The sequence below is a fragment of the Streptomyces sp. NPDC091649 genome (genome assembly GCF_044756785.1).
Classification (GTDB): domain Bacteria; phylum Actinomycetota; class Actinomycetes; order Streptomycetales; family Streptomycetaceae; genus Streptomyces.
In genome coordinates this window covers 942,323-967,393 of the sequence record NZ_JBIVTR010000001.1, presented here as the reverse complement: position 1 = coordinate 967,393, position 25,071 = coordinate 942,323, and the positions used below count along the sequence as shown (strand labels likewise).

Annotated in this window: 22 protein-coding genes; 12 read left to right on the top strand and 10 right to left on the bottom strand. The window is 72.6% G+C overall.

The annotated features are described in order from the left end of the window. Positions 1 to 74 precede the first annotated feature (74 nt). From ACIQMU_RS04210 to ACIQMU_RS04200, 3 genes are all read left to right on the top strand, one after another. Positions 75 to 320 carry an SCO4848 family membrane protein gene (locus ACIQMU_RS04210; protein WP_352240338.1) on the top strand — a complete coding sequence of 82 codons (246 nt, stop codon included), beginning with the start codon at positions 75 to 77 and terminating at the stop codon, positions 318 to 320. A 33-nt stretch (positions 321 to 353) separates the two neighbouring features. Next, positions 354 to 1,802: a metallophosphoesterase gene (locus ACIQMU_RS04205; protein WP_402688247.1), complete on the top strand. Its 1,449-nt coding sequence runs from the start codon at positions 354 to 356 to the stop codon at positions 1,800 to 1,802. A 271-nt stretch (positions 1,803 to 2,073) separates the two neighbouring features. After that, entirely contained in the window at positions 2,074 to 3,627 is a 1,554-nt protein-coding gene (locus ACIQMU_RS04200) for an ABC transporter substrate-binding protein (protein WP_352240339.1), read from the top strand. A gap of 10 nt (positions 3,628 to 3,637) precedes the next feature. On the opposite strand, the gene ACIQMU_RS04195 is transcribed toward ACIQMU_RS04200, so the two are convergent. The 9 genes from ACIQMU_RS04195 to ACIQMU_RS04155 all read right to left on the bottom strand — a co-directional run bounded on the left by ACIQMU_RS04195 (position 3,638) and on the right by ACIQMU_RS04155 (position 10,769). Further along, on the bottom strand, positions 3,638 to 4,375 hold the full coding sequence (locus ACIQMU_RS04195) for a TetR family transcriptional regulator (RefSeq protein ID WP_352240340.1): 738 nt from the start codon (positions 4,373 to 4,375) through the stop codon (positions 3,638 to 3,640). A gap of 10 nt (positions 4,376 to 4,385) precedes the next feature. Next, complete coding sequence (locus ACIQMU_RS04190; RefSeq protein WP_352240341.1) at positions 4,386 to 4,841, bottom strand: DCC1-like thiol-disulfide oxidoreductase family protein; 456 nt, start codon at positions 4,839 to 4,841, stop codon at positions 4,386 to 4,388. 179 nt (positions 4,842 to 5,020) lie between these two features. Further along, positions 5,021 to 5,869, bottom strand: a complete 849-nt coding sequence (locus ACIQMU_RS04185) for a hypothetical protein (protein WP_402688166.1) — start codon at positions 5,867 to 5,869, stop codon at positions 5,021 to 5,023. Positions 5,870 to 5,877: 8 nt separating this feature from the next. Further along, on the bottom strand, positions 5,878 to 6,477 hold the full coding sequence (locus ACIQMU_RS04180) for a hypothetical protein (protein WP_352240343.1): 600 nt from the start codon (positions 6,475 to 6,477) through the stop codon (positions 5,878 to 5,880). A 139-nt stretch (positions 6,478 to 6,616) separates the two neighbouring features. Then, the gene (locus tag ACIQMU_RS04175) at positions 6,617 to 7,393 is read right to left on the bottom strand and encodes a succinate dehydrogenase iron-sulfur subunit (protein ID WP_097868834.1); all 777 of its coding nucleotides are present in this window, start codon (positions 7,391 to 7,393) and stop codon (positions 6,617 to 6,619) included. Further along, positions 7,393 to 9,147, bottom strand: coding sequence for a succinate dehydrogenase flavoprotein subunit (sdhA, locus tag ACIQMU_RS04170; protein ID WP_352240344.1), 1,755 nt, complete (start codon positions 9,145 to 9,147; stop codon positions 7,393 to 7,395). Before sdhA ends, ACIQMU_RS04175 begins: the two co-directional genes overlap by 1 nt. Before the next feature lie 29 nt (positions 9,148 to 9,176). Continuing rightward, complete coding sequence (locus ACIQMU_RS04165; RefSeq protein WP_030579533.1) at positions 9,177 to 9,659, bottom strand: succinate dehydrogenase hydrophobic membrane anchor subunit; 483 nt, start codon at positions 9,657 to 9,659, stop codon at positions 9,177 to 9,179. Positions 9,660 to 9,664: 5 nt separating this feature from the next. Then, entirely contained in the window at positions 9,665 to 10,045 is a 381-nt protein-coding gene (gene sdhC, locus ACIQMU_RS04160; protein WP_073740310.1) for a succinate dehydrogenase, cytochrome b556 subunit, read from the bottom strand. 166 nt (positions 10,046 to 10,211) lie between these two features. Further along, entirely contained in the window at positions 10,212 to 10,769 is a 558-nt protein-coding gene (locus ACIQMU_RS04155) for a 2-oxo-4-hydroxy-4-carboxy-5-ureidoimidazoline decarboxylase (RefSeq protein WP_352240345.1), read from the bottom strand. Positions 10,770 to 11,250: 481 nt separating this feature from the next. On the opposite strand from ACIQMU_RS04155, the gene ACIQMU_RS04150 reads away from it, so the two are divergent. The 4 genes from ACIQMU_RS04150 to ACIQMU_RS04135 all read left to right on the top strand — a co-directional run bounded on the left by ACIQMU_RS04150 (position 11,251) and on the right by ACIQMU_RS04135 (position 16,372). Further along, entirely contained in the window at positions 11,251 to 12,861 is a 1,611-nt protein-coding gene (locus tag ACIQMU_RS04150) for a glycoside hydrolase family 20 protein (RefSeq protein ID WP_352240346.1), read from the top strand. A gap of 360 nt (positions 12,862 to 13,221) precedes the next feature. Further along, positions 13,222 to 13,800, top strand: a complete 579-nt coding sequence (locus tag ACIQMU_RS04145) for a hypothetical protein (RefSeq protein ID WP_352240347.1) — start codon at positions 13,222 to 13,224, stop codon at positions 13,798 to 13,800. Positions 13,801 to 14,288: 488 nt separating this feature from the next. Further along, the gene (locus tag ACIQMU_RS04140; protein ID WP_402688165.1) at positions 14,289 to 15,215 is read left to right on the top strand and encodes an RNA polymerase sigma factor; all 927 of its coding nucleotides are present in this window, start codon (positions 14,289 to 14,291) and stop codon (positions 15,213 to 15,215) included. Next, positions 15,215 to 16,372: a hypothetical protein gene (locus tag ACIQMU_RS04135; protein WP_352240349.1), complete on the top strand. Its 1,158-nt coding sequence runs from the start codon at positions 15,215 to 15,217 to the stop codon at positions 16,370 to 16,372. Before ACIQMU_RS04140 ends, ACIQMU_RS04135 begins: the two co-directional genes overlap by 1 nt. Before the next feature lie 329 nt (positions 16,373 to 16,701). Here ACIQMU_RS04135 and ACIQMU_RS04130 read toward each other — a convergent pair whose 3' ends face one another. After that, complete coding sequence (locus tag ACIQMU_RS04130; RefSeq protein WP_402688164.1) at positions 16,702 to 17,895, bottom strand: L,D-transpeptidase family protein; 1,194 nt, start codon at positions 17,893 to 17,895, stop codon at positions 16,702 to 16,704. Between the two features lie 261 nt (positions 17,896 to 18,156). On the opposite strand from ACIQMU_RS04130, the gene leuE reads away from it, so the two are divergent. From leuE to ACIQMU_RS04105, 5 genes are all read left to right on the top strand, one after another. Beyond that, entirely contained in the window at positions 18,157 to 18,822 is a 666-nt protein-coding gene (leuE, locus tag ACIQMU_RS04125) for a leucine efflux protein LeuE (protein WP_352240351.1), read from the top strand. Positions 18,823 to 18,944: 122 nt separating this feature from the next. Then, positions 18,945 to 19,910 (top strand): glycosyltransferase family 2 protein, encoded by a 966-nt coding sequence (locus ACIQMU_RS04120; RefSeq protein WP_352240352.1) that lies wholly within the window; start codon positions 18,945 to 18,947, stop codon positions 19,908 to 19,910. Between the two features lie 3 nt (positions 19,911 to 19,913). Then, positions 19,914 to 21,260, top strand: a complete 1,347-nt coding sequence (locus ACIQMU_RS04115) for a polysialyltransferase family glycosyltransferase (RefSeq protein WP_352240353.1) — start codon at positions 19,914 to 19,916, stop codon at positions 21,258 to 21,260. A gap of 58 nt (positions 21,261 to 21,318) precedes the next feature. Then, positions 21,319 to 22,659, top strand: a complete 1,341-nt coding sequence (locus tag ACIQMU_RS04110) for a tetratricopeptide repeat protein (RefSeq protein WP_402688163.1) — start codon at positions 21,319 to 21,321, stop codon at positions 22,657 to 22,659. After that, positions 22,656 to 25,055: a polysaccharide pyruvyl transferase family protein gene (locus ACIQMU_RS04105; protein WP_402688162.1), complete on the top strand. Its 2,400-nt coding sequence runs from the start codon at positions 22,656 to 22,658 to the stop codon at positions 25,053 to 25,055. The genes ACIQMU_RS04110 and ACIQMU_RS04105 overlap by 4 nt, the downstream gene beginning before the upstream one ends. The last annotated feature ends 16 nt before the right edge of the window (positions 25,056 to 25,071 follow it).

Below are 25,071 nucleotides of genomic sequence, written 5' to 3'. Positions count from 1 at the left end.
GGGAACGCCGGGACGGCCCCGTTCGGACGCCACCCCGGGGAAGGCGGCCGGAGGGTGGCGGCGATACTGGACTCATGAAGCTCAGCCGCCGCGTGTCCTGGTTCCTGCTCGCGTTCGGGGTGTGGAGCTGGTTCATCTGGATCACTTTCGTCAAGAACCTGTGGCAGGACGGCAGCGGGCTCGCCTTCGACGACGCGGGCGAACCGACCGGGTACTTCTGGGTGCACCTGCTGCTCGCCATCACGTCCTTGTCTCTGGGGACGGCGGTCGGCGTGATCGGGTTGCGCGCAGTCCGGGCTTCGCGTGACGAGAGCGCATGACGACGGGAACGTGGGGAAGCTCGGATGGCAGCAGTGGTCTTCGCTCTGGTGGGCCTCGTGGTGCTGGCGCTGCTCGGCGCCGTGCACCGGTATGTGTGGCGGCGCTTCGTCGGTGACACGACGGCGCCTGGCAGCCCGCTGCGCCGGGCGGGCACCGTCGCGGCCTTCGTCCTGCCGCTGCTGAGCGTCGGCGCCATGTCGTCCGGCCGGGTGGGAGCGCCCTTCTGGCTCCAGCAGGTGCTGGCCTGGCCGGGCTTCCTGTGGCTGGCCTGTCTGCTGTACCTGACGCTCGCGCTGCTCGTGGGCGAGGTCGTACGCCCGGTTCTCCTGCGGGTCCTCGCCCGGCGTGACGGGGCGGCCCCGCACGCCGTGCCGGAGGCCGCGGCGACGGCTGTTTCGGACCCGGCCGCCACAGGTCCGGCAGGAGAAAGCGGAACGGCCCCCGGAACCCTCGCCGAGGTCCCGGACGAGGCCCCCTCCCGTACCGGGGAACTGGTGCCGTCCGGTTCCACCGGCGCCTCGGCCACCGCCGGAGCGGCGGCGCCAGCGGCGAAGGAGCCCGTAGCGGAATCCGTAGCGGAACCGCTGGCCGAACCGGAGACGCGCCCCGCCGCGGAAGCGGTCGCCGAAGCCCCGGCCGCCGCCCCCGCCCCCGGCCCGTCCCGGCGGCTCTTCGTCTCCCGGGTCGTCGGCGGCGCGGCGGCCGCCGCCGGACTGGCCACCGTCGGCTACGGGACGTACGGAGTGCTGCGCGGGCCGAGCGTCAAGCGGATCACCGTCCCGCTGGCCAAACTGCCCCGTGCCGCCCACGGCTTCCGGATCGCCGTGGTCAGCGACATCCACATCGGCCCGATCCTCGGCCGCGCCCACACCCGCCGGATCGTCGACACGATCAACGCGACCTCGCCCGACCTGGTCGCCGTCGTCGGGGACCTGGTCGACGGGTCCGTCGCCGACCTGGGCTCCGCCGCCGAACCGCTGGCCGGCCTGCGCGCCAAGCACGGCAGCTTCTTCGTCACCGGCAACCACGAGTACTTCTCCGGCGCCGAGCAGTGGGTCGACCACGTCCGGGAACTGGGCCTGCGCCCGCTGGAGAACGCCCGCGTCGAGATCGGCGGCTTCGACCTCGCCGGCGTCAACGACATCGCGGGCGAGACCGAGGGCCAGGGGCCCGACTTCGGCCGCGCGCTGGGCGACCGGGACCGGGGCCGTGCCGCCGTCCTCCTCGCCCACCAGCCCGTGGTCATCCACGACGCCGTCGAGCACGGCGTCGACCTCCAGCTCTCCGGCCACACCCACGGCGGACAGCTCTGGCCGGGCAACCTCCTCGCCGAGCTGGCCAACCCCACCGTCGCCGGGCTCGAACGCTACGGCGACACCCAGCTGTTCGTCTCGCGCGGCGCGGGGGCCTGGGGGCCGCCCGTCCGGGTGGGCGCTCCGTCCGACATCACCGTCGTGGAACTCGCCTCCCGGCAGGCGTAGCACCGTTGCGGGTGCGACGGTCCGGAAGCCCCCGTTCCGTCGTCCCGAAATCCCTACCGAAGGGTCACCCTCAGCTACGAAAAGCCGCAGGTGAGAGGCAGGAAACAGCCTTATCGGACAGGGGGTTCCGCACGTGTCCAACAAAAGGCTGTGAGAGCCCCATTTACTCTTCCAGATGTGAAAATCGTGTGATTGGGTTAGCGCGAACGTGCGGCGATGTGCGGATCTGAGCACAACCGTCGAGGTGGGGCTGGTAAGGGAGAGCACGGCAATGCGGTCGGTCCGGGTACGGATTCTCGCGATTCTCGCGGTTTTGGTCATAGCGGGCGTCGGCGCCTGGCAACTGCTCCCGTCGGGGGAGGCGAAGACCGATGCGATCACTGTCGGGACCTCGGATGTCGTCACCTCCCTCGACCCGGCCGGTGCGTACGACGCCGGTTCCTGGGCGATCTACAGCAACATCTACCAGTCGCTGATGACCTTCCGGCCCGGTGCGGTCACGCCGGAACCGGACGCCGCCGAGAGCTGCGGGTTCATCGGGCAGAAGCTCCAGACGTACCAGTGCAAGCTCCGTGACGACCTGACGTTCTCCAACGGCCGCAAGGTCACCGCCGAGGACGTCAAGCACTCCTTCGACCGGATCTTCGCGATCAAGTCGGACGTCGGTCCCGCCGGTCTCTTTCCCACGCTGGACACGGTGGTGACCGAGGGCCGCACGATCACGTTCAACCTGTCCGGCAAGGACGCGACCTTCCCGCAGAAGATCGCCACCGGCGCCGCGGCGATCGTCGACTCGACCAAGTACCCGAAGGACAAGCTCCGCCGGGGCAACCAGGTCGACGGCTCCGGCCCGTACGTGCTCAAGTCGTACGAGTCGGGGAACAGCGCCGAGCTGGTGCCCAATCTGAAGTACAAGGGCGCGCTCAAGAAGACCGGCGAGGCGGTGAACATCCGCTACTTCAAGACCTCCGAGGACCTGCAGACGTCCTGGGACGCCGGCGACGTGGACATCGCCCACCGCCAGCTGCCGTCCGAGACCCTCGCCGAGCTGAACGTCAACGACCCGGACGTGCGGGTGACCGAGGCGGCCAGCGCCGAGATCCGCAACGTCATCTTCAACGTGCGTGAGAGCTCGCCGTTCGCGGAGAAGAAGGTCCGCCAGGCCGTCGCCACGCTCCTCGACCGGGGCCCCCTGGTCCGGAAGGTCTACCAGGGCACGGTCGACCCGCTGTACTCCCTGATCCCCACCGGCTACATCGGGCACAGCACCCCCTTCTTCGACGCCTACCCCTCCTCGGACCCCAAGCGGGCGGCGCAACTGCTGGAGGAGGCCGGAGTGGAGACGCCCCTCGCCGTCAACTTCGCCTACCGCGAGGGCGACATGTACACCAAGGAGACCGCCGAGCTGCGCCGTCAGATGGAGAAGGACGGGCTGTTCAAGGTCTCGGTCGAGGCCGTGGAGTGGACGAAGTACCAGAAGGAGTACGCGGCCGGTGAGTACGACATGTACACCGTCGGCTGGTTCCCCGACTTCCCGGACCCGGACACCTTCAGCCAGCCGCTCGTCGGCACCGGAAACGTGCTGCACAGCGGTTACTCCAGCAAGAAGATGGACCAGCTGATCGCCGCCACGCAGCAGTTCAGCGACCGCAGCCGGTCCTCGAACGACTTCAAGGAGATGCAGTCGCTGGTCGGCGAGGACGTCCCCCTGCTGCCGCTGTGGCAGAAGAAGGACTACGTCGTCGCCAAGTCCGAGGTCGCCGGATCCCAGTACCTCTCCGACGGCACCGGCACCTGGCGCCTGTGGGAACTCAGCTGGATCTGATCCGCACGGATCAGCCGGACGGCCGGGGCCCCGCCCCGGCCGTCGTCGTGTCCGGCAGGAACTCCACCAGCAGCGCGTGGACCTGTCTCACCAGCGGACGCAGCACCCGGAACCGGGAGAGCGCGATCGCCCGTGCGGCGATCGGCGCGGTGCGCTCGACCAGCCGGCGGCTGCGCTCGGCGCCCTCGCTGCGGTCGTACACCCAGAACAGCACCAGCCCCATCTGCATCAGCCACATCAACTGCGGCAGCAGCGGGGCCAGTTCCGGGTCGCTCTTGACGTCCGCTCCGGCGACGCAGCGCGCGTGGATGGAGATCGCCGCGTCGCGCGCGGCGGCCGAATCCTCGGAGAACGGGGAGAGCGGGCTGTCCGGATCGGCCGCGTTCTTGAAGAACTGGGCGGCGAAGCGGTGGTACGGCTCGGCCACGTCCAGCCAGCCGAGCAGCACGCCCCTGATGCGCACGGCCAGGTCCCCTTCGCCCTCCAGCACGGGCCGGACGGCCCTGGCGTGTTCATCGGCGATCCGGTCGTAGAAGCCCTGGACCAGGTGCTCCTTCGAGGAGAAGTAGTAGTAGGCGTTGCCGACCGAGACGCCCGCCTCCTGAGCGATGGCCCGCATGGTCGTCCGGTCGTAGCCGCGCTCCGCGAAGAGCCGGAGCGCCGTTTCGAGAATCAGCGTGCGGGTCTGCTCGCTCTTCGCGGCCCTGGCCGGCTTGTTCTCCTGCACGTTCTTCTCTTCCTTCACCACGGGCCCAAGGTTAACGGGGCCCCCGCGGGCCGCCGGGCGGTGCGTGGCACGCGCGGGCCCCGGGGGCGCAGGGCGGGAGAACCGCCGAGCGGTAGCGGGCGGCGGCCAGCACCGTGCCCCGGGCGAAGGGCCGCCCCGCCGGGGTGGTCAGCCAGTGGGCCCGGGCGCGGTACGAGGCGAGCGCCCACAGGCAGACGATCCAGGCGGAGGTCTCCCGGTAGACCTGTCCCAGGTCGCCGATCACGGTGATCTCCCGGAGTGTCGCCGCGTGGTCCAGCTCCGGGAACCGCCGCCACGCCTCGGCCGATCCGGCCGGTACGAGATCCAGCGGGACGAGCTGCCGCTGCCGCTGGAGCCAGTGCCGCAGGTGGACGCAGAGCGGGCAGTGCGCGTCGTGGAGCACGGTGAGCCGGTGTACGGGGGCGGCGTACGGGGCGGGCCCCCGCGGGGCCGCGTGGGCGGTCACCGTACTCACTGCCCGGGGGCGGGCGCCGGAGCGGTCCACGCGCCCGGGGCACCCGGAGGCGTCCAGCCCTGCGGCGGTACGGGCGGCGTCTGTTCGCGCTCCAGGGCGCTCCGCCGACGGATGCGGCTCAGGACCCACACGTTGGGCCGGGAACGGCCAAAGGAGGCGGAGGCGGATCGTCAGGCGGAGGCGGGCGCGGGGCCGGGCGGCTCGGTCAGGGCGTCCGCCAGCTCCGCGCGCAACGCCTCGCCGTGCGAGGGCGTGCTCTCGGCGAGCGCCGCGTTCCACTCGCCGGCCGAAGTCTCCACCGCCTCCCGGAAGCTCCGCGCCAGCGGGCCCCGCGCGAAGAACAGCGCCACCGCGCCCACCGGCCGCAGCAGCCACCGCCCGCGCACGGCCAGCACCACGGAGACCTGCCAGGAACCGTCCTCGGCCGGGCGCGGGGTGACCGTCAGACGGGCCTTGCCCAGCCGGTGCACCGCCCTGCCGGACACCGGCGGACGGGCGGCCGGGGGCGCCGTGTGCGGCCGGTCCACCGCCGCCCACCAGGCGGCCAGATCGGCCTTGCCGCGTCCCGAGAAGCGGTACAGCGAGCCGCCCTGCGGGTTGTGCCCGGAGAGGGAGAGCTCCAGCGTCCTGGGCGCCGACGGATCACGCAGCCGTATCCTCATCCGGACGGAGAGCGGGGCCTCCTCCAGGACGGTCTCCACCTCTATAGAGCGCGAAGGACGCCACTCGCGCAGCACGGCCGCCTCCCGGGCCCCGGGGGCGTCCCCGGCCCCGGTCCCCCGGCCCTCCGGTACGCCGCCCGCCCCGGGTTCCCGAGGCGGCCCCCCGTAGCGCGCCCCGGCCTGGAGATGACGCCCCTTCAGCAGCCGGAGGCCGTCTACCGGGCGACCGTCCGGCAGCAGGATCGCGCCTTCCCGCTCCCGGGAGGCGTCGAGGAGGCCCACCATCGCCCCCGCGGCCTCCTCGAACCACGCGCGGTCCAGGGCCGCGACGGTGACCGTGTGCTCGAAGCGTGCCATGGAGGGGCTCAGGCGCTCATCGAGCGGGCCTGGTTGAGCTGGCCCATGACGGCGGGGAAGGTGTGCGGGCCCATGGCCGGGATCATCGTGGAGTGGTGCCGGCCGCCACTGGTGACCGTGACCTGGACGAAGCCGGTGGTCCGCTTCTCCTTCATCAGCAGGAACAGCAGACCGATCAGGCAGAACAGGGCGAAGACGATCGCCAGCACGACCGCGTGCGTCGGGATCTTCTCCTCCGTGCGCGACATGTCCGTGGCGGTCCAGACCGCGCCCTTGAGCGGCATCGACCCGGACGGCGTGACGATCGCGTCGCTCATCACCGTGATGTCGCCGATCGACAGCACCGGGACGCCGCCCTGGCCGGGCGCTCCCTGAGGCACCGGGAGGTACTGGCCGGGCATCGTCGGCTGCGCCGCGTTCGGGTAGCCGTAACCGGGGCCGGGCTGGGACGCGGACTCCGGCAGCGGCTGCGGATAGCCGTAGGCGGGCGGGGCGCCCGGCGCCGGGTAGCCGTAGCCCTGGCCGTCGGCGACGGTCGGCTGGTGGCCGGGCTGCTGGGGAGGACCCCACTTGTACGCGTCGTCCGCGTACGGATTCGGCTCGCTCACGACGATCCCCGTTTCTTTCGGTCTTCAGCTCCGCTGAACCGTACCGTCCGTGCGGCCCCGGCGCAGCAACAGGCCCCGCCCCGGCAGCGGTCTCGCTGCGGGGGCGGGGCCTGTCGACGTAACAGGTGCTACGAGCGGGTCAGAAGCGACGCGTGATGAGCGCGCGCTTCACCTCCTGGATCGCCTTGGTGACCTCGATGCCACGCGGACAGGCGTCCGTGCAGTTGAACGTCGTGCGGCAACGCCACACGCCGTCACGGTCGTTGAGGATCTCCAGCCGCTGCTCGCCGGCCTCGTCGCGCGAGTCGAAGATGAAGCGGTGCGCGTTGACGATCGCCGCCGGGCCGAAGTACTGGCCGTCGTTCCAGAACACCGGGCACGAGGACGTGCACGCGGCGCACAGGATGCACTTGGTGGTGTCGTCGAACCGCTCGCGGTCCTCGGCGGACTGCAGGCGCTCGCGGGTCGGCTCGTTCCCCTTGGTGACGAGGAAGGGCATGACGTCGCGGTACGCCTGGAAGAACGGGTCCATGTCGACCACGAGGTCCTTGAGGACCGTGAGGCCCTTTATGGCCTCCACCATGATCGGCTTGTCCGGGTTGATGTCCTTGATCAGCGTCTTGCAGGCGAGCCTGTTCTTGCCGTTGATCCGCATCGCGTCGGAGCCGCAGATGCCGTGGGCACAGGAACGGCGGAACGTCAGAGTCCCGTCGAGCTCCCACTTGATCTTGTGAAGGGCGTCGAGGACACGCTCCTTCGGGTCGATCTCGATCTGGAAGTCCTGCCACTGGACCTCGTCGGAGACCTCCGGGTTGAAGCGGCGGATCCGGAACGTGGCGGTGATGAACGGGGAGTCGGCGAAGCCCGCCTCGGGCTTCGCGGTCCCGTCGGTCTTGTCCAGGGTCGGGGTAGCCATCAGTACTTACGCTCCATCGGCTGGTAGCGGGTCGTCACGACCGGCTTGTAGTCGAGCCGGATCGACTCGGCGCCGTCGGCGGCCACCTCGCGGTACGCCATGGTGTGGCGCATGAAGTTGACGTCGTCGCGGTTCGGGTAGTCCTCGCGGTAGTGACCGCCGCGGGACTCCTTGCGGGCCAGCGCGGAGACCGCCATGACCTCGGCCAGGTCGAGCAGGTTGCCCAGCTCGATGGCCTCCAGCAGGTCGGTGTTGAACCGCTTGCCCTTGTCCTGGATGGACACGTTGAGGTACCGCTCGCGCAGCTCGGCGATCTTGTCGACCGCCGTCTTGATCGTCTGCTCGGTGCGGAACACCATCACGTTGGCGTCCATGCACTCCTGGAGCTCCGTGCGCAGCGTGGAGACGCGCTCGGTGCCGGTGGAGCTGCGCAGCCGCTCGACCTGGTCGGCGACCAGCTGGGCCGGGTTCTCCGGCAGCTCGACGAAGTCGGTCTTCGTCGCGTACTCGGCGGCGGCGATGCCCGAGCGCTTGCCGAAGACGTTGATGTCGAGCAGCGAGTTGGTGCCCAGGCGGTTGGCGCCGTGCACCGAGACGCAGGCGACCTCGCCGGCGGCGTACAGGCCCGGGACGACGGTGGTGTTGTCGGCCAGCACCTCGCCCTCGACGTTGGTCGGGATGCCGCCCATGGCGTAGTGCGCGGTCGGCTGGATCGGGATCGGGTCCGTGTAGGGCTCGATGCCGAGGTAGGTCCGCGCGAACTCGGTGATGTCCGGGAGCTTGGCGTCCAGCTGCTCCGGCGGCAGGTGGGTGAGGTCCAGGTACACGTGGTCACCGGCGGGACCGCAGCCGCGGCCCTCACGGATCTCCGTGTAGATGGACCGGGAGACGACGTCACGGGACGCGAGGTCCTTCATGACCGGCGCGTACTTCTCCATGAAGCGCTCGCCGTCCTTGTTGCGGAGGATGCCGCCCTCACCGCGGGCGCCCTCCGTCAGCAGGATGCCCATGCGCCAGATGCCCGTCGGGTGGAACTGGAAGAACTCCATGTCCTCCAGCGGCAGGCCGCGCCGGTAGCAGGCGGCCTGGCCGTCACCGGTCAGGGTGTGGGCGTTGGACGTCACCTTGAAGAACTTGCCGGTGCCGCCGGAGGCGTAGATGACCGACTTCGCCTGGAAGACGTGGATCTCGCCGGTCGCCAGCTCGTACGCGACGACGCCGGAGGACTTCTTGACCCCGTCGACCTCGGTGATCAGCTGGTCCAGGACGTAGAACTCGTTGAAGAACTCCACGCCCTCCTTGACGCAGTTCTGGTACAGCGTCTGGAGGATCATGTGACCGGTGCGGTCCGCGGCGTAGCAGGACCGGCGGACCGGGGCCTCACCGTGGCTGCGGGTGTGACCGCCGAAGCGGCGCTGGTCGATGCGGCCCTCGGGCGTCCGGTTGAACGGCAGGCCCATCTTCTCCAGGTCGAGGACGGCGTCGATGGCCTCCTTCGCCAGGATCTCGGCGGCGTCCTGGTCGACCAGGTAGTCGCCGCCCTTGACCGTGTCGAAGGTGTGCCACTCCCAGTTGTCCTCCTCCACGTTGGCGAGCGCGGCGGCCATGCCGCCCTGCGCCGCGCCCGTGTGGGAGCGGGTGGGGTAGAGCTTCGTCAGCACGGCGGTGCGGCTGCGCTTGGTCGACTCGATGGCCGCGCGCATGCCGGCGCCGCCGGCGCCGACGATGACGGTGTCGTACTTGTGGATCTGCATGGTTTCCTCTGGTCCCTCTGTCCCGGCGCCTAGCGGATGTTCGGGTCGAAGGTGAAGATCACCAGCGTGCCCAGCAGGACGGTGAACACCGTGGCGGTGTACAGGAGCATCTTCAGCCAGAAGCGGGTGTTGTCCCGTTCGGCGTAGTCGTTGATGACCGTACGGAGGCCGTTGGCGCCGTGGAGCATGGCGAGCCACAGCATCGTCAGGTCCCAGACCTGCCAGAACGGCGAGGCCCAGCGGCCCGCCACGAAGGCGAAGCCGATCTTGGAGACGCCGCCGTCGAGCACCAGCTGGATCAGCAGGTGGCCGATGACGAGGACGACCAGGACGATGCCCGACAGGCGCATGAAGAGCCAGGCGTACATCTCGAAGTTGGTGCGCGAAGCCTTGGGGGTCTTGCCCGTGCGCTTGCGCGGGGGCTCGATCACCGGGGCCGGGTGGTCGACGTCGTACAGGCTCACGCCTTCGACGTCGCCGATCGCGGCTGCGGAAGAAGTCTCACTGGACATGGGCCTCAGCTCCCGAAGACGTCGCGTACGGCGTGACCGAGGACGGGGTACAGGGCCCCGACCATCAGCACGATCCAGATGCCCACCACGGTCCAGAGCATCTGCTTCTGGAGTCGCGGGCCCTTGGCCCAGAAGTCCACGGCGATGATCCGGAGACCGTTCAGCGCGTGGAAGAGAATCGCGGCCACGAGGCCGTATTCGAGGAGCGCGACGATCGGCGTCTTGTACGTGGCCACGACATCGTCGTAAGCCTCGGGGGAGACGCGGACGAGAGCGGTGTCCAGGACATGTACGAACAGGAAGAAGAAAATGAGGACACCGGTGACTCGATGAGCCACCCAGGACCACATGCCTTCCCGGCCGCGGTACAGCGTTCCAGCCGGCACGGAAGAACCCTCCGGGAGCGGGGATTGGGGTCGGCCGGCTTGACTGTCGGTCTGACCCGGCCGGGTACGGTCCACCGGCCCCGGCCATCGTAGCGACGCCTGGTCGGTTAGTTCGCGCCGGGGCCTCTGGTGTGATCAAAGTGGCAATCAAAGAGGCACGTACGGGCTAGGGAGCGGCTTGCCGCCGGGGGTCCGAGGCCAGGAGTCCGACGATCCGGCTCCGGGCGAGTCGCCGCAGTTCCTCGGCGGTCACCGCCCGCTCCTCGTCCGGATCGTGCGTCAGCCGGACCCGGATCCCGGCCAGCACCTGGTCGACGTGCTGGGAGGGCCCGAAGGCGTCCAGGCAGATCACGAAGGCGTGGCCGAACCTGCTCTCGTACGCCGCGTGCGCGGCCCGCAGTGCCAGGTGGGCGGCGCGGGGAGCGTCGTGGTGCAGGCAGGGGGCGGGCTCCGAGGCCAGGGCCTCCGCGATGTCCCCGGGCGCGAGGTCGTAGCCCGCCTCGTCGGAGGCGGCCAGTAGGGAGCCGAGATCCGGGTAGGGGCGGTGGGCGGCCATCCGGTGGGCCCAGCGGAGACTGCCGCAGCACTCCAGGAAGGCCGCCTCGGCGGCGGCGAAGGGGAGATTGTTGAAATGGACCAGGCCGACGGCATGATCAACCGGAGACGCGCCGGCGAGCGCTCCCGGACCGTCGGCCGGGGCCGGGTGGCGCGGCTGCGCGGGCACGGCCGACCGGCCGGCCGGGGCGGATCGCTTCGGCAGGCCGGCGGGGGATTCGCTGGACCTGGACAGCGTGAACTCCTCGTATCAACGACGTCAACGACATCAGCGACATCAACGACATCCATGACTCTGTGGCCCGGAACAGGACCCTCTGCTCCTGGAAGACAGGCCCCGGCGCGACGAGGTTGCCCGGAGCGGGAGTGAGTTCCGCGAGGTGAGAGTGAAGGGAGGGACAAATGTGCCCCAACGTTAGCGAGATCGGTCGGCAGCCGTCCGGCCGATCGAGGAAAAATCACCCGAACGAGAGAGTTTCGGCACGCGTGAGGGGCGTCTGACCTGCGGCGGCCGGGGTTCTGGTCGCCCCCCGGAGCCCTCGATGGGCGAGGCCGCGGCAAAAATGCCAATCTTGCATCATCTTCACCCGTTCCGTTCGTTCTTCACTCGTTTCACCCGACTTTGCCCCCTCAATGGAGGAATCTGCCCGATGTCGCCCACGCGTGGTGCCCTTGTCGCCGGCGCGGCTGTCACGGCCGCAGCCGCCGTCGCCCTCACCGTCGTCGTCTGGCCGGAAGGATCCGGCAGCGGCTCGTCCGGCGACACGGCGTCGCCCTCCGGAACCTCCGCCGAGGCCGCCGCCCCGTCGCCGTCCCGCAGCTATCCGATGTCCAGCACGCCGAGCGCGATCCCCGCGGTACGCGAGCACACCGCGGCCCGCGGACCGGGCTGGCAGCCCGGCAAGGACAGCTCGGTCGTCATCGCCAGGGGCAGCCAGGTGCTCGCCGACGAGGCCCAGCTGCTCGCCAAGGAACTGAAGATCCGCTACCGGGGCGCCGAGCCGGCCCGCACGGGAGACGTCGAGCTGGCGCTCGGCGCCAAGGACGCGGGCCCCACCGAGTCGTACACCCTCACCGTCCGCGACCGGAAGGTGAAGATCACCGGACCCGACGAGTCGGGCGTCTTCTACGGCACCCGCACCCTGAAGCAGTCGCTCAAGGCGGACCGGACCGTGCCCGAGGGCGTCGTCAACGACCGGCCGGACCGGCCGCAGCGCGGGCTCAACCTCGACATCGCGCGCAAGCACTACAGCGCGGAGTGGATAGAGGACCGCATACGTGAGATGGGCGACCTCAAGCTCAACCAGCTCGGCCTGCACTTCTCCGACGACCAGGCGTTCCGGATCGAGTCGAAGAGCCACCCCGAGGTGGTCTCCGACGAAGCCCTCACCCAGGACGAGGTGCGCCGCATCGTCGGGCTCGCCAACAGCCGGCACATCGAGGTCGTCCCCGAGATCGACTCGCCCGGACACCTCGGCGCGGTGCTGGACGCCCACCCGGACCTCCAGCTGCGCAACACCGCGGGCGTCCCGTCGAAGGGGTCCATCGACATCTCCCGGCCGGGCGCGGCCAAGCTCATCGACGAACTCCTCGACGAGTACACCGACCTCTTCCCGGGGAGGTACTGGCACCTCGGCGCCGACGAGTACCAGGCGCTGACGGTCCGGGACCCGGCCGCCTCCTACCCGCAGCTCAAGCGCGCGGCGGAGGAGAAGTACGGCGCCGGCGCCACGATCGAGGACCTGGCCACCGGCTGGCTGAACGACCGGGCGGACGTCGTCGTGCCCAAGGGCAGGACCCCCAAGGCATGGAACGACGGGCTCTTCCGGGGCACCGACATCAAGGCCGACGAGAACATCGAGATCGAGTACTGGACCGGCAAGGAGATCGGCGCCCGCCCGCCGCAGGAATACCTCGCCGCGGGCTACCAGGTGCTGAACCTCAACGACGAGTTCCTCTACTACGTACTCGGCGAGCCCAACGAATTCGTCTACCCGACCGGAGAGCGGATCTACGAGCAGTGGACTCCGCTGGTCCTGCGCGGCACCGAACCCGTGGCCGAGAAGTACTCGCCGCAGATCCTCGGCGGCCGGTTCGCCGTCTGGGGCGACCTGCCGAACGCGCAGACCACGCAGCAGGTGGCGGACGGCATCAGGATGCCGCTGGTGGCGACCTCGCAGAAGCTGTGGGACCCGAGGAAACCGGCGCTGAGCTGGGCGCGGTTCAAGGAACTGGCGGAGCGGACCGGCAGCGCCGGGTGACGCCCGGGGCGTGCTCCGGCCGTGCGTGAGCCCGTGGACAGCACCGCTGTCCACGGGCTGCCGTCCGCCGGCCGAGCGCTCCTGGGGAGGGACGCGGGCCACCCATCGACACCGCGCCCCGGGGGAACCACCTCATGCTCTGTACCCGTTGCCGCATCAGAACGGCCGTGACCGACGACGGCCTGTGCACCTTCTGCTCGGGCACCCGGCCGCCGCTGCCCGGCGGCCTCATGGCCCCCGTCCCCGGGCCCGGGGACCGGCCCGCCCCGGCCGGCCGGGGTTCCCTCGGAGCCACGACCACTCCACAGTGACGCTTTTCAGCCATTCGGCGCAGTACCCGGTAGACCGAGGGAGACGCCGATGAGTCTGCTGGAACTGATGAGACGAGCCGACGAGCGGGCCCTGTCCGCCGCGGCGCTGGCCTGCTTGGACCGGTGCCTGCCGCTGCTCGCGGGGCCCGACGCGGAGCCCCTGCGCCCGCTCTGGGCGAGCTGTGAGGAGGGGCGGGATTGGGCCAATCGGCTCGCGGCGGTACGGACGGCGATGGAGCACGCGTCCGTCACCGACGGCCCGGCCGCACTCGTGCGGGCCATGCTCGGCGCCGCCCCCTCCGACTTCGCCGCCGTACCGCTGCGGGAATGGGCCGACGCCTGCTCGCTGGTCGCGCTCCGCATCCACGGGCGGTTCGACGCCCCGGACGGGGACGCGCCGCCCGACGACGAGCACCTGCTCAAGGCGGCCCGCGGCGGTGAACCGGCCGCCGTGGGCCCGCTCGTCGCGGGGGAGCTGGAACGGCAGGTCCGCATCCTGGAGATCCTCGCGGAGACGGCCGGCACGGCGGGCAGCGGCGCCGGACTCCGCAAGGCGCTGGACCTGTCCACGGAGGGCCGCCGGATCCTGCGCGCCGTGATGTCACGACGGGCCCGCGGCCGGGGCTGACGCACGGCTTGCCCGTCCGCCGCCGAGCGCCGAGTGGAAGGTGCCGGAAGCTCGTCCCGGGATCGCGCGGCGTGTGAGCCCGGGCAGGTTGGGTGAGCACTGGAAAGTGTTGGTCTCGGGGGTGTCTGGCGCCCAAGGAGGCACCCACCCGGGACGAACTCGCTGGCGTTGGTCACGCCGTTGGTCACGAGGGCTTTCAGGCGGCGTGGAAAGTGCCTGGCCAGAGGGCCACATGCTGGAGCGACGACCGGGGCCGCCACCCCCCACAGGAGAGGCCCCGGCCGTCTTCCACGGGGCCGCAGCACGACCCCGTACTCATCTCAGCGCCATGACTGCGTTTTGTGTCACACCGGAGTGTGGCCGACGCATTGTTGCGGGTTGTACAAGTCATGGACGCGGCCCCCGCCGAGCACGTAGCGTGCTGGTTCGCGCAGGGTTGCGCAGCAGTTGACCAGCTGCGATTGAGGACAGCAGGGCGGGTTGAGGGAGTGCTGGGGGACGACGCGGAGCTGACCGCCGCGGTGCTCGCGGCACAGGACGGGGACGAAGACGCCTTCCGTGCTGTGTACCGCGCCGTGCAGCCACGGCTGTTGGGCTACATACGGACACTGGTCGGGGAGCCGGACGCCGAGGACGTGGCGTCCGAGGCATGGCTGCAGATAGCCCGTGACCTCGGCCGCTTCAGCGGTGACGCCGACCGTTTCCGGGGCTGGACCGCCCGGATCGCGCGCAACCGCTCGCTGGACCATCTGCGGATGCGCAGCCGCCGCCCCGCGATCGGCGGCGACGAGACCGAGCTGACCGCGCGCCCCGCCGCGTCCGACACGGCACAGGACGCCATCGAGGCGCTGGACACCGGCCGCACCATGTCCCTCATCGCCCAGTTGCCGCAGGACCAGGCCGAGGCCGTCGTGCTCCGGGTCGTCGTCGGGCTGGACGCGAAGAGCGCCGCGCAGACCCTGGGCAAGCGGCCCGGCGCCGTGCGCACCGCCGCTCACCGCGGCCTCAAGCGGCTGGCCGAGCTCCTCGGCGCGGAGCAGCACGCGGTGGACCGGCCCGAGGGCGGCTCCCTCCCGGGTGCCACTTCGGCCCCGGAATCGGTTTCCGTCCCGGGCCCGAACCCGGCGGCGCTCCAAAGCCCGATCCCGGCCCCGATCCCGATCCCGGCCCCGATCCCGGCCCCGGTTGCGGGCCCGGCGGCGATCCCGGCCGTGAACCCGGGCCCGGCCTCGGCACGGGGCCCGGCACAGGCCCCGGCGCAGGGCGCCGACGGTGACGCGGGTCCGGAGGCGTGCGGCGGCGCGAGCCTCCGTGCCGTGCCCGCGCAGCGCCCCGGCCGGGGCGGTCCGGCAGCGCCCGCCGGGGTCGTTCCCGGTGTGACGCATTCGCGACCGTGGACGCAGAAGGACATGTGATGGCCGACGAGCACTACGAGTGGCTTGATGAGGACGCGGCGGAGAAACTGCTCCGCGGCGAACCTGTCGACCCCGTCGGCGACCAGGCCCGCACGGACGCCTTCCGGCTCGCGGAAGCACTCGGCACGGTCCGCGATGTTCCGCGGCCCCCGGCGGGTGAACTCCCCGGTGAGGGCGCGGTCCTCGCCGCGTTCCGGCAGGCCGGCCACGGCAGCGGCGCGGACCGGCTCGCCGGTGCCGGCCGGCCCGGCACGGCGCACGCCGTGCGTATCGGCTCCGCCCCCGAGAGCCCGGCCCGCCGCCCGCGCTGGAGCCGGCCGGTCCGCTTCGGCCTGGTCGCCTCGCTCGCGGGCTGTGCGCTCGGCGGGGTGGCGGTCGCCGCCGGTACGGGTGTGTTCACCGGGGCCTTCGGCGAGCTGGGCCCGCCCGCACCGGCCGCGTCCGTATCGGCTGCCGCGACCCCCGGTCCGCTGACGACCGACGGGTCCGCCGGCGATCCCTCGTCCCCGGCGGACCCGTCGGCGGCCGGCGAGCCCGAGGCGGCGTCCTCCGGGCCCGCGACCCGGGAATCCGAGAGGCCCGAGGAGTCCGACGGCGCGCGAACCGGCGACACCGGCCGTGAGGCCGGCGAGGACCGCCCGGGGCGCCCCGACGCTCCGGGCGGCGACGGCCCCCAGGAGACGGCCGGGGCCGGCGACGGCTACGACGACCGGCCCGGTGGCTCCGGCGACGACACGGCGGCCGGGGACTGGTACGGGAAGTCCGTCGAGGCGTGCAAGGACTTCCGCGGCGGCACTCTGGACGACCGGAGCCGACGCCTTCTGATCCGGGTCGCGAAGGGCGAGAGGAACCTGGAGAACTTCTGCGACCGCGTCCTCGACGGGGGCGACGGAAACGGCGGCTCCGGTGGAAACGGCGGCCCCGGCGGCTCCGGCGGGAACGGCGGGAACGGCAGCGGCCGGGACGACGAGGACGGCGGTGGCGAGAACAGGCCGGGCGACGGCGGCTCGCGGCCGCACGTCTCCTTCCGGCCCGCGCCGCGCTCCGTCGCGGCTCCGGCGACCGGGGGGACGGAGACGAGGACGGATGCCACGGCGGACACCGAGGCCCCGCCGCTCACGAACAGCACCGGCGCGGCCTCCGCGCTCACGCGCTGACCTGTGGTTCCGGGGGCGGGCGGGCGTCCCGGACGGCCAGGTGTGACGTTTTTCGGAAGCCGGGCGCTGTACAGAGTGAGCCGACTGGTCATCGGCCGCGCGACGAGCCGGGGTTCCCCCCGTACCTTCGGCTCCAGCGCATCGGCGCGGGCGGGACTCGTTCCCCCGGTCCCGCCCGCGCCCTCTCCTCTCCTCCGGCCGAGCGCCGGACGACCGGCAGCGGACCGACCGCGGCGGGCCACGGGACCACGGACAGCGGACTGCCGGCGGCGGACCAACCGTGAAGGGCCACCGGCAGCGGGCTGCCGGCGGCGGGTCCTGTCACCGGATCACCAGTAGACGACGACCTTGTCGCCGTTCTTCACCTGGTCGAACAGCGCCGCGACCTTCTTCTTGTCCCGTACGTTGACGCAGCCGTGCGACGCGCCGCCGTAGCCGTTGGCCGCGAAGTCGGCGGAGTAGTGCACCGCCTGGCCGCCGCTGAAGAACAGGGCGTACGGCATCGGGGTGTCGTAGAGCGTGGACACATGGTCCCGGGACTTCCAGAACACCGGGAAAACGCCCTCGCGGGTGGGTGTGTACTCCGAGCCGAAGCGCACGTCCATCGCGGAGACGACCCGGCCGTCGATCATCCATGCCAGGGTCCGGCTCTTCTTGCTGATGCACAGGACCCGGCCCGTCATACAGCGTTCGTCCGGCGCCGCCACCGGCCGCTCGGTCGGCGGGTCCAGCTCGGTGGCGGTCGGCACCCGGGTCATGGCCAGCAGCCGCTGCCAGGTGACCGCGTCGGTGCTTCCGGTGACCGCCAGCTTCCGCTTGGCCTGAAAGGACCGTACGGCGTCGGCGGTGACGGTGCCGTAGTAGCCGGTGGGGGTACGCCCGAAGTGGCCGATCTGCCGGAGCCGGGCCTGGAGCTCCCGCACCCGGTCGCTCTCGGACCCGATCCGCATCAGGACGCGCGGCGGAGGCGGGGCGCTCGGCTCCGGGGCCGGCCGGGCGGTGCTCGGGGCCGGGGCGGCGGTGGAGGCCGATGGAGCGGAAGGCGGCGCGGTGCGTGGCTTCGCGTCCTCCGTCGCGGGGGCGGCGGAAGGAGAGGAAGAAGGTGGGGGAGAGGCGGTCGGCGCGGCGGCCCGCGTGGCCCGCACCGGCGGCGGCGCGTCCTGCGCCCCCTCGGCGGTCCCGGGCTCGCATCCTGTCGCGAGGGCGGCCAGCGCGACGAGGGACACGGCGGCGACACGACGCCCCTGGGGCCTCGCCTCCCGCCCCGCGGCCGGCGCCGGAGCCCGGACTGAGGAGCGCGCCGGAGCCGGCGGCGGGACCGAGGCGCGCGCCGGAGCCCGAACGGGAGCCGGAACGGGGACTGAAGCGCGCGCCGGGGCCGGAGCCTGAAGCGGAGTCCGGGCCGAGGGCAGTGCCGGTCGTGCCGGTAGGGCTCCACCGTTCGCTCCCGCCGCTCGCGTCCCGCCCGCGCCCGTCGCTCTCCCCGTCCCCCGGCCGTCCCACCCGCTGTTCGTGTCCGCCATGATGCGGTCCCCCCTGGCTCACCCCGTCGGCCCCCGGCGCCTCCTGTACGGAATCCCGTCCGGCCCGGTCACCGAATCCTCCGTCGGACCCCCGCCGCGCGTCCAGCCCCCCCGGAGGGCCACCCGACGGATCCGGCCGGTCCGCCCGCCGGGCCCCCCGCCCCTTCGCGCGCGGCGGGGGCGGCCGGTGGCGCCCGGTGCAGCCCCCGGCGAGGGCCCGCACCGAGTCGGCGACCCGCACGGACGTGCGAGACTCCGTTCATGCTGGGTGTCACCGATCTTCCGACGTATCTCGCCGGTCTGGCACTGATCGTTCTCCTGCCGGGGCCGAACTCGCTGTACGTGCTCTCCGTCGCCGCCCGACGTGGCGTGCGCACCGGCTATACGGCCGCCGCGGGCGTCTGGACCGGGGACGCCGTCCTGATGACGCTCTCCGCGCTCGGCGCGGCTTCCCTGCTCCAGACCACGCCCCTGCTCTTCGCGATCGTCAAGTACGCGGGCGCGGGCTATCTGACCTGGATGGCGATCGGGATGCTGCGGGCGGCCGCGTCCCTGTGGCGCGAGCGGCACCGGCGTACCGCCGAGATGGTCGAGACGGCCGAGGCTCCCGGGGCGACGGCCTCCGCGGAGAGGCCCTACCGCCGGGCGCTGGCGGTCAGCCTGGTCAACCCGAAGGCGATCCTGTTCCTGATCTCCTTCTTCGTCCAGTTCGTCGACCCCGCCTACGCCTACCCCGCACTGTCGTTCCTGGTGCTGGGCACGCTGCTCCAGCTCGCCAGCTTCGCGTATCTCTCGGTGCTGATCTTCGGCGGCACCCGCCTGGCCGCCGCGTTCCGCCGTCGTAAGCGGCTCTCGGCGGGGGCCACCTCGGCGGCCGGCGTCCTCTTCCTCGGTTTCGCGGCCAAGCTTTCGATCAGCAGCGTGTAGCAGCGCGCGAGCCCGGTCACCCGGCGGACGCGCAGAGTTCACCCGCTGTCGTGGCGGGCGTCACCCGATCCTTCCGCCGTCGCCCTACGTTGTCGGGACCATGATCGAAGGCGAGGGCACGCGTGCCGAAACTGTCCGTTGTCGTACCGTTCCACAATGTCGCGGCCTACGCTCCGACCACGCTGGGCAGCCTGGTCCGCAACGCGGACCCCGGCATCGAGTTCCTGCTGGTCGATGACGCTTCCACCGACGGCACGCAGGACATCGTCGACCACTGGGCCGAGCGGCTGCCGCGCGCCCGGGTGATCAGGCACGGTACGAACGTCGGCATCGCGGCCGCCCGCAACAGCGGCATCGACGCCGCCGAAGGCGACTACCTCACCTTCCTCGACGGCGACGACTGGTACGCCCCCGGCCACCTGGACCGGCTGGTGCGCGCCGCCCAGGACCTCGACTGCGACTTCGCCCGCACCGACCACGTCCAGTCCACCGGCACCACCCGCGTCGTGCGACGCGCGCCCGCCCCCCTCCGGGACACCCTGCTCGACCCCCGCGAGGGGATAGGGGTGCCCGAGCGGGAGACCATGGTCGACTACCCGTTCGTCTGGGCCGGCATCTACCACCGGCGGCTCTTCGCGGACGGCGCCCAGCGCTTCGCCACCGAACTGCGCACCGCCGAGGACCGGCTGTGGATCTGGCAGCTGCATCTGCGCGCCCGCACCTACGCGGCGCTCGGGCTGTACGGCATCTTCTACCGGCGCGGGGTCGCCACCTCCCTGACCCAGATCAAGGACGCCCGCCAGCTCGACTTCTTCCCCGCCTACGACGCACTGCTCGACCAGCTGCGCGCGGACCGGGACGCCGCCACCCTGCTGCCGAAGGCCGTCCGCACCTACTGCGCGATGATCGCCTTCCACAACGAGAAGGCCGACGCCTACGAGCCCGCCACCGCCCGGCGGCTGCGCGCCGAGTCGGCCGCCGCACTGCACCGGATGCCGCAGGACGTGCTCGACCGCACCCTGACGATGATCGACGACAAGCGCGGCACGCTGCTCAGCCGCCTGCGCACCAAGCAGAAGGCCGCCTGACCCATGCCCGTGCGCACCCAGATCTTCCAGGTATCCACCCTGTACGGGGCGGCCACCCTCGCCGCCGCGCTCGACGCCGGACAGTTCGGCCGGGCCACCGACAGCCACCGCATCCTGCTGGTCTCCAACAACGCGGCCGTACCCGAGACGGCCCTGCGGCTGGAGGAGATGCGCGGCTACGGCTCCCTCGCCGCCCGCTTCGACGCCGTCGTCGACTGGAACGAGGCGATCAGCCCGCACCACCCCAGCGGCTGGGGCCCCCGCTCCGAGGAGACGGTCCTGTGGCAGCGGGCCTTCCGCCTGGCCTGGGACATCGCCCCCGAGGCCCCCGTCGACCTGGCCGTGGAGTCCATCCAGGTCAACCCGGCCCGCGCGCTGGCCGCGATCTTCTCCGAGAGCGCCGTGCACGTCTACGCCGACGGCCTGATGAGCTACGGCCCCACCCGCAACCGGCTGCCCCAGTCCATCGCCTGCCGCATCCGGCGCGTTCTCCACCTGGACCTGGTCACCGGTCTGCGCCCGCTCCTCCTCGCCGAGGCCGGCGTCGAGCCCGAGCTGGTCCCCGACGACGCCTTCCGCGCCGTCCTCTCCGAGATCGCCGCCGCGGCCGACGGGGACAAGGGCCTCGCCGCCGCCGAAGCCGCCGCCCCCACCGCGATGCTGCTCGGCCAGTACCTCGCCGCGCTCTCGATCCTCACGCAGGAGGAGGAAGAGGAGCTGCACATCCGGATGCTCCGCGGAGCCGCCCGGGCCGGGCACACCTCCATCCTCTTCAAGCCGCACCCCACCGCCCCGGCCAGCTACTCCCGCGCTCTGGACGAGGCCGCCGCCGACGCCGGCGTACGGCTCACCACCCTGGACGGTCCGCTGCTCGCCGAGACGCTGTACGAGCGGTGCGCGCCCACCCTGGTCGTCGGCTGCTTCTCCACCGCGATGTTCACCGCCGCCGCCTACTACGGCATCCCCGTCGCCCGCGTCGGCACCCGCCTGGTCCTCGACCGCATCACCCCGTACGAGAACAGCAACCGCATCCCGCTGACGATCACCGACCACCTCGTGCCCGACCTGGACGCGCACGGTGCCGGAGCAGTCCCCCTCCTGCCGCGCACCGCGCCGGACACCCTCGCCCCGCTGGTGCGGACCGTCGGCTACTGCATGCAGGCCAAGCTCCACCCCGGGCTGCGGCCCGAAGCCGAGGAGTGGCTGCGGGAGCGGCTCGACAACAGCACCCAGCACTACTTCAAGCGCCGCCGCCTGCAGAGCCTCACCCTGCCCGGCGGCGGCCCCCGGGGAGCCGCGGTCCGGCTGCGCCGCACCGTACGGCGCACCCGCAGCACCCTGGGCCTCTGACCCGGGGCCGGGGCGCGGACCCCGGCCGGCGGCCGACTCACAGAACGGCGGAACGAGCATGGGCCAGACCCTCACCGGGCTGCTCACGTCAGTACGTGCGATAGCGGGACGACCGGGGACGCCGGCCCCGGGGCGCCCCGGCGGCGGCCCGGACCCGGCGCTCCTGCCCGCCCTGCGGCTCTGCGGCGACCACCTCGCCGCCCTCGCCGCCTCCGGCCCCCTCACCGACGCCCGCCGCACCCGGCTCATCGCGTCGATCGGCACCCTGACCACCGCGTGCTCCACCCCGGGAGCCGACGCGTTCGACGCGCTGCTGCGGACCGGGCAGCAGGCCCTGGACAGCGGGGGCGACGCGGAGGCCCGCCTCGCCCTGGCCCTCGCCGAGGAGGCGACCGCCCTGCGCACCCGGTCCAAGGGCGCCTGGCGGCTGCGCGGCAACGCCCTGGACGCGCTCGGCCGGGGCGAGGAGGCGATCACGGCGTACGAACGCCATCTCGCGCTCCAGCGGAACATCGCCGCCTCACGGGACGTCGAACGCCGGATCGCCACCCTCCGCGCCGCCGGGGACCGCATCGACGAGGCGCTGGCGCTGTTCCGGGCGGGGGCCGGCACGGAGGCGTCCGGCGCTGCGGCCCGGCTGTCGCGCCACCTGCCCGCCGCCGAGGCCCGCGCGGCCTTCACCGACCTCGTCCGGCTCCTTACCGCCGAACGGGGCACCGCCGACCCGGCGGTGCGCCGCCTCGCCGCCCTCTACGCCGAGCACCGTCGCCTGTCGGACCGCGATCCGATGGCCGACCCGCTGCTGGGCGGCGCCGAGCCCATCGGGGTACCCGGTCTGCGCCGGCTCGTCGCGGGCCGGACGGTGTGCCTGGTCGCCGACACTCCGCGCACCGCCGAGCAGGAGCGGCGGCCCGGCAGCCCGCTGGCCGCCCTGATCGAGGGCTACGACCTCGTCGTGCGCTGTGACGAGGCGCACCACACCGCCCCCGCCGCCCGCACCGATCTGCACGCCTGCACCCTGCGCGGCGACGCCCCCTGGAAGGGCCCCCGCTGGGACCGGCGGGCGGGGGTCCGGCTGGTCTTCGGAGACCCGCTCCCGCAGTGGCGGCTCGCTCTGCGCAGCCGGCTCGTCCCGGGCGCGCAGGACCGCGTCGGCGACGCCTCGCTGCGCCGCCCGCTGCACGATCCGGCGCTGCTCGGCGAGGAGGCCGCCGGCGGCGCGGGACCCGCGAGCACCGCCTACACCGTGCTGCGGCTTCTCGACTTCCTGGGCACCCCCGCCCGGGTGGACCTCATCGGGTTCGAAGGACCTGCGGCCCTGTCCCCGGGCGAGCGGGAGTGGATCGGGGCGCGGACCGGGAACACGGACGACGCCGCAGTGAGGATCAGCCTGAGATGACGACGACCGAATCCGCGGCGGCGGCCCGTTCCGTGACGGCGGCCGGCTCCGTGACGGCGGCCGAGTCCGCAGCGGCGGGCGAGTCCGCCACCGGCACCGCCGCGACGGCCGCATCCGCCGACGACCGCCGCGCCGTAACCGGGAAGCGCCGGATCGCCTTCGCCGTGCACGTCGCCGGCGCGGACGACCTGCCCGGAGTCGGGACCCTCCTGCGCAGCCTCGCGCTGAGCAACCCGGCCCTCTGCGAGGACGTCGTCGTCCTGCACCCCGGCCTGCCGGACGCCGCCTTCGACGCCGCCCGCCGCCTGCACCCCCGGCTGGTCCCGCGCACGGCCGGCGGGCGCGACGACGTGTTCGGCCTCGACGGGTACGACACGGTGCTCGCCCTCACCCCCGCCATGGTCGTCCTCGGGCGGCTCGACGCCCTGCTGAGACTCCGTACGGGCGTGGCCGCCGTGCCGCGCCCCGGGCCCGACGGCGTTCCGGACCCGCGCGGCGGCGTCCCCGACGACGGGCTGCTGGTGATCCAGCGCCAGGACCTCGGCCCGGTGCCGTCCGCCGCGAAGGACCTTGCGGAAGACCTCCTCGTACCCCTGGCCTCCCGTGACGATTTCCGGGCGCGGCGGCTCCACGACGACCTGCCGGTTCCCGAGGACGTCGTCGTCCTGAACTTCGCCGGCGTCCCCGCGGCCCGTACCGGCCTCGCGCCCGCCCACGCCGCCAGGGACCGCTTCGACCTGGACGACGAGGCGTTCCGGGCCGCCTACCTCGCCCTCCCCGGCGCCAGGCACCCCGACCTGCTGCTGCACCTCGCGCTCCCGTTCCCCGCACGGACCCGGCCGCCGATCGACCTGGTCCGGCAGCTCGCCGAGATCCACCGGGGGCGCGGCCATCACGACCTGGCCGTCGCCCTGCTCGGCGAGGCCGTCGCGGGCCGCCCCGACCTGCCGCGCTGCCACGAGACGCTGGGCGTCTGCCTGATGGCGCTGTCCCGGTACGAGGAGGCCGAGACGCACCTGCTGCTGGCGACCGCATCGCCGGACTTCGCTCCTCGCGCCTTCGGGCAACTGGCCCGCCTGGCCTGGCTGCTGGGCCGGACCGAGGACGCCCGGGGCTACGCGCTCGCGGGCCTGGAGACCGACCCGGCCGACGCCAACTGCCGCGCCTGGTACGCCCGTACGTCCCAGATGCTCGCAGTCGGAGACAACCCCGGCGGCACCCCGCCCGGCGAACAGCTCGCCCACGTGGCCCTGTTCGCGGACGGCGAGGAGAACGCGGGCGACAAGGTGCTGCCCGAGGCGGTCCGCAGCTGCTTCACCGCCGACACCGGCCCCGGCAGCTGGCACCAGCAGCACGCGCACCTGCTGGTCGACGAGGCCGCCCTCGAACGCCTCAACGCCCGGCGCGCGGTCATCGTGGGCGGCGGGGGTCTCTTCCTCCCCGACACCGCGCCCAACGGCAACAGCGGCTGGCAGTGGAACATCCCCGACGACGTCCTCGCCCGGATCACCGCCCCCCTGGCGGTCTTCGCCGTCGGCTACAACGTCTTCGACGGCCAGCGCTACCGCCGCGAGCGGTTCGCGGCCTCCCTGCGGGCCCTGGTCGAGCGGTCCGCGTTCTTCGGGCTGCGCAACCACGGCTCCGTCGCCCGGGTCCGGGAGCTGCTGCCCGCGTCCCTCCGCGAGAAAGTGCGCTACCAGCCCTGCCCCACCACGGTCGCCCGGCACCTCGACCCCCGCCTCGCCGAACCGGCGGCGCGGGAGGACACCGTGCTGATCAACTGCGCGTACGACCGGGCCGGGCTCCGCTTCGGCCACGACTACGGGCACTTCCTCGCGGAGATGGCCACGGCGGTCCGGGCCGTGTCCGCGTCGGCGGACGTCCGTTACGCCGCCCACATGCCCGCCGACGAACGCTTCGTCGACGACCTCCGCCGGGAGCACGGCCTCACCCTCCCCGTGGAACCCCTCTACCTGCTCTCCAACGACGCCATCCGGGACCTCTACCGGCGCACCCGGCTGGTGATCGGGATGCGCGGGCACGCCGGGATGATCCCCTTCGGCTGCGGCACCCCCGTCATCAGCCTGGTCTCGCACCCCAAGCTGGCCTACTTCCTCGCCGACATCGACCGGCCCGACTGGGGCGTTTCCGTCCACGAGCGAGCCCTCGGCGCCCGGCTCGCGGAGCGGGCCCGCGCGATGCTGGAGGACCACGCGGCGGCGGTGGCCGACGTGCGGGACCGGCAGGACCTGCTGTGGTCGGTGACCCGGGACAACCTCGCGCGGCTCCGTGAACTGACCGGCCTGCCCGACCCGTTCGGCGGTACGGACGTGGTCCCCGCGCCCCGGTCCGCCGCCGACCGGGACCGTGCCGCCCGCCCCCGGAACCACGCGTGAGCCGCCCCGCCCCGTC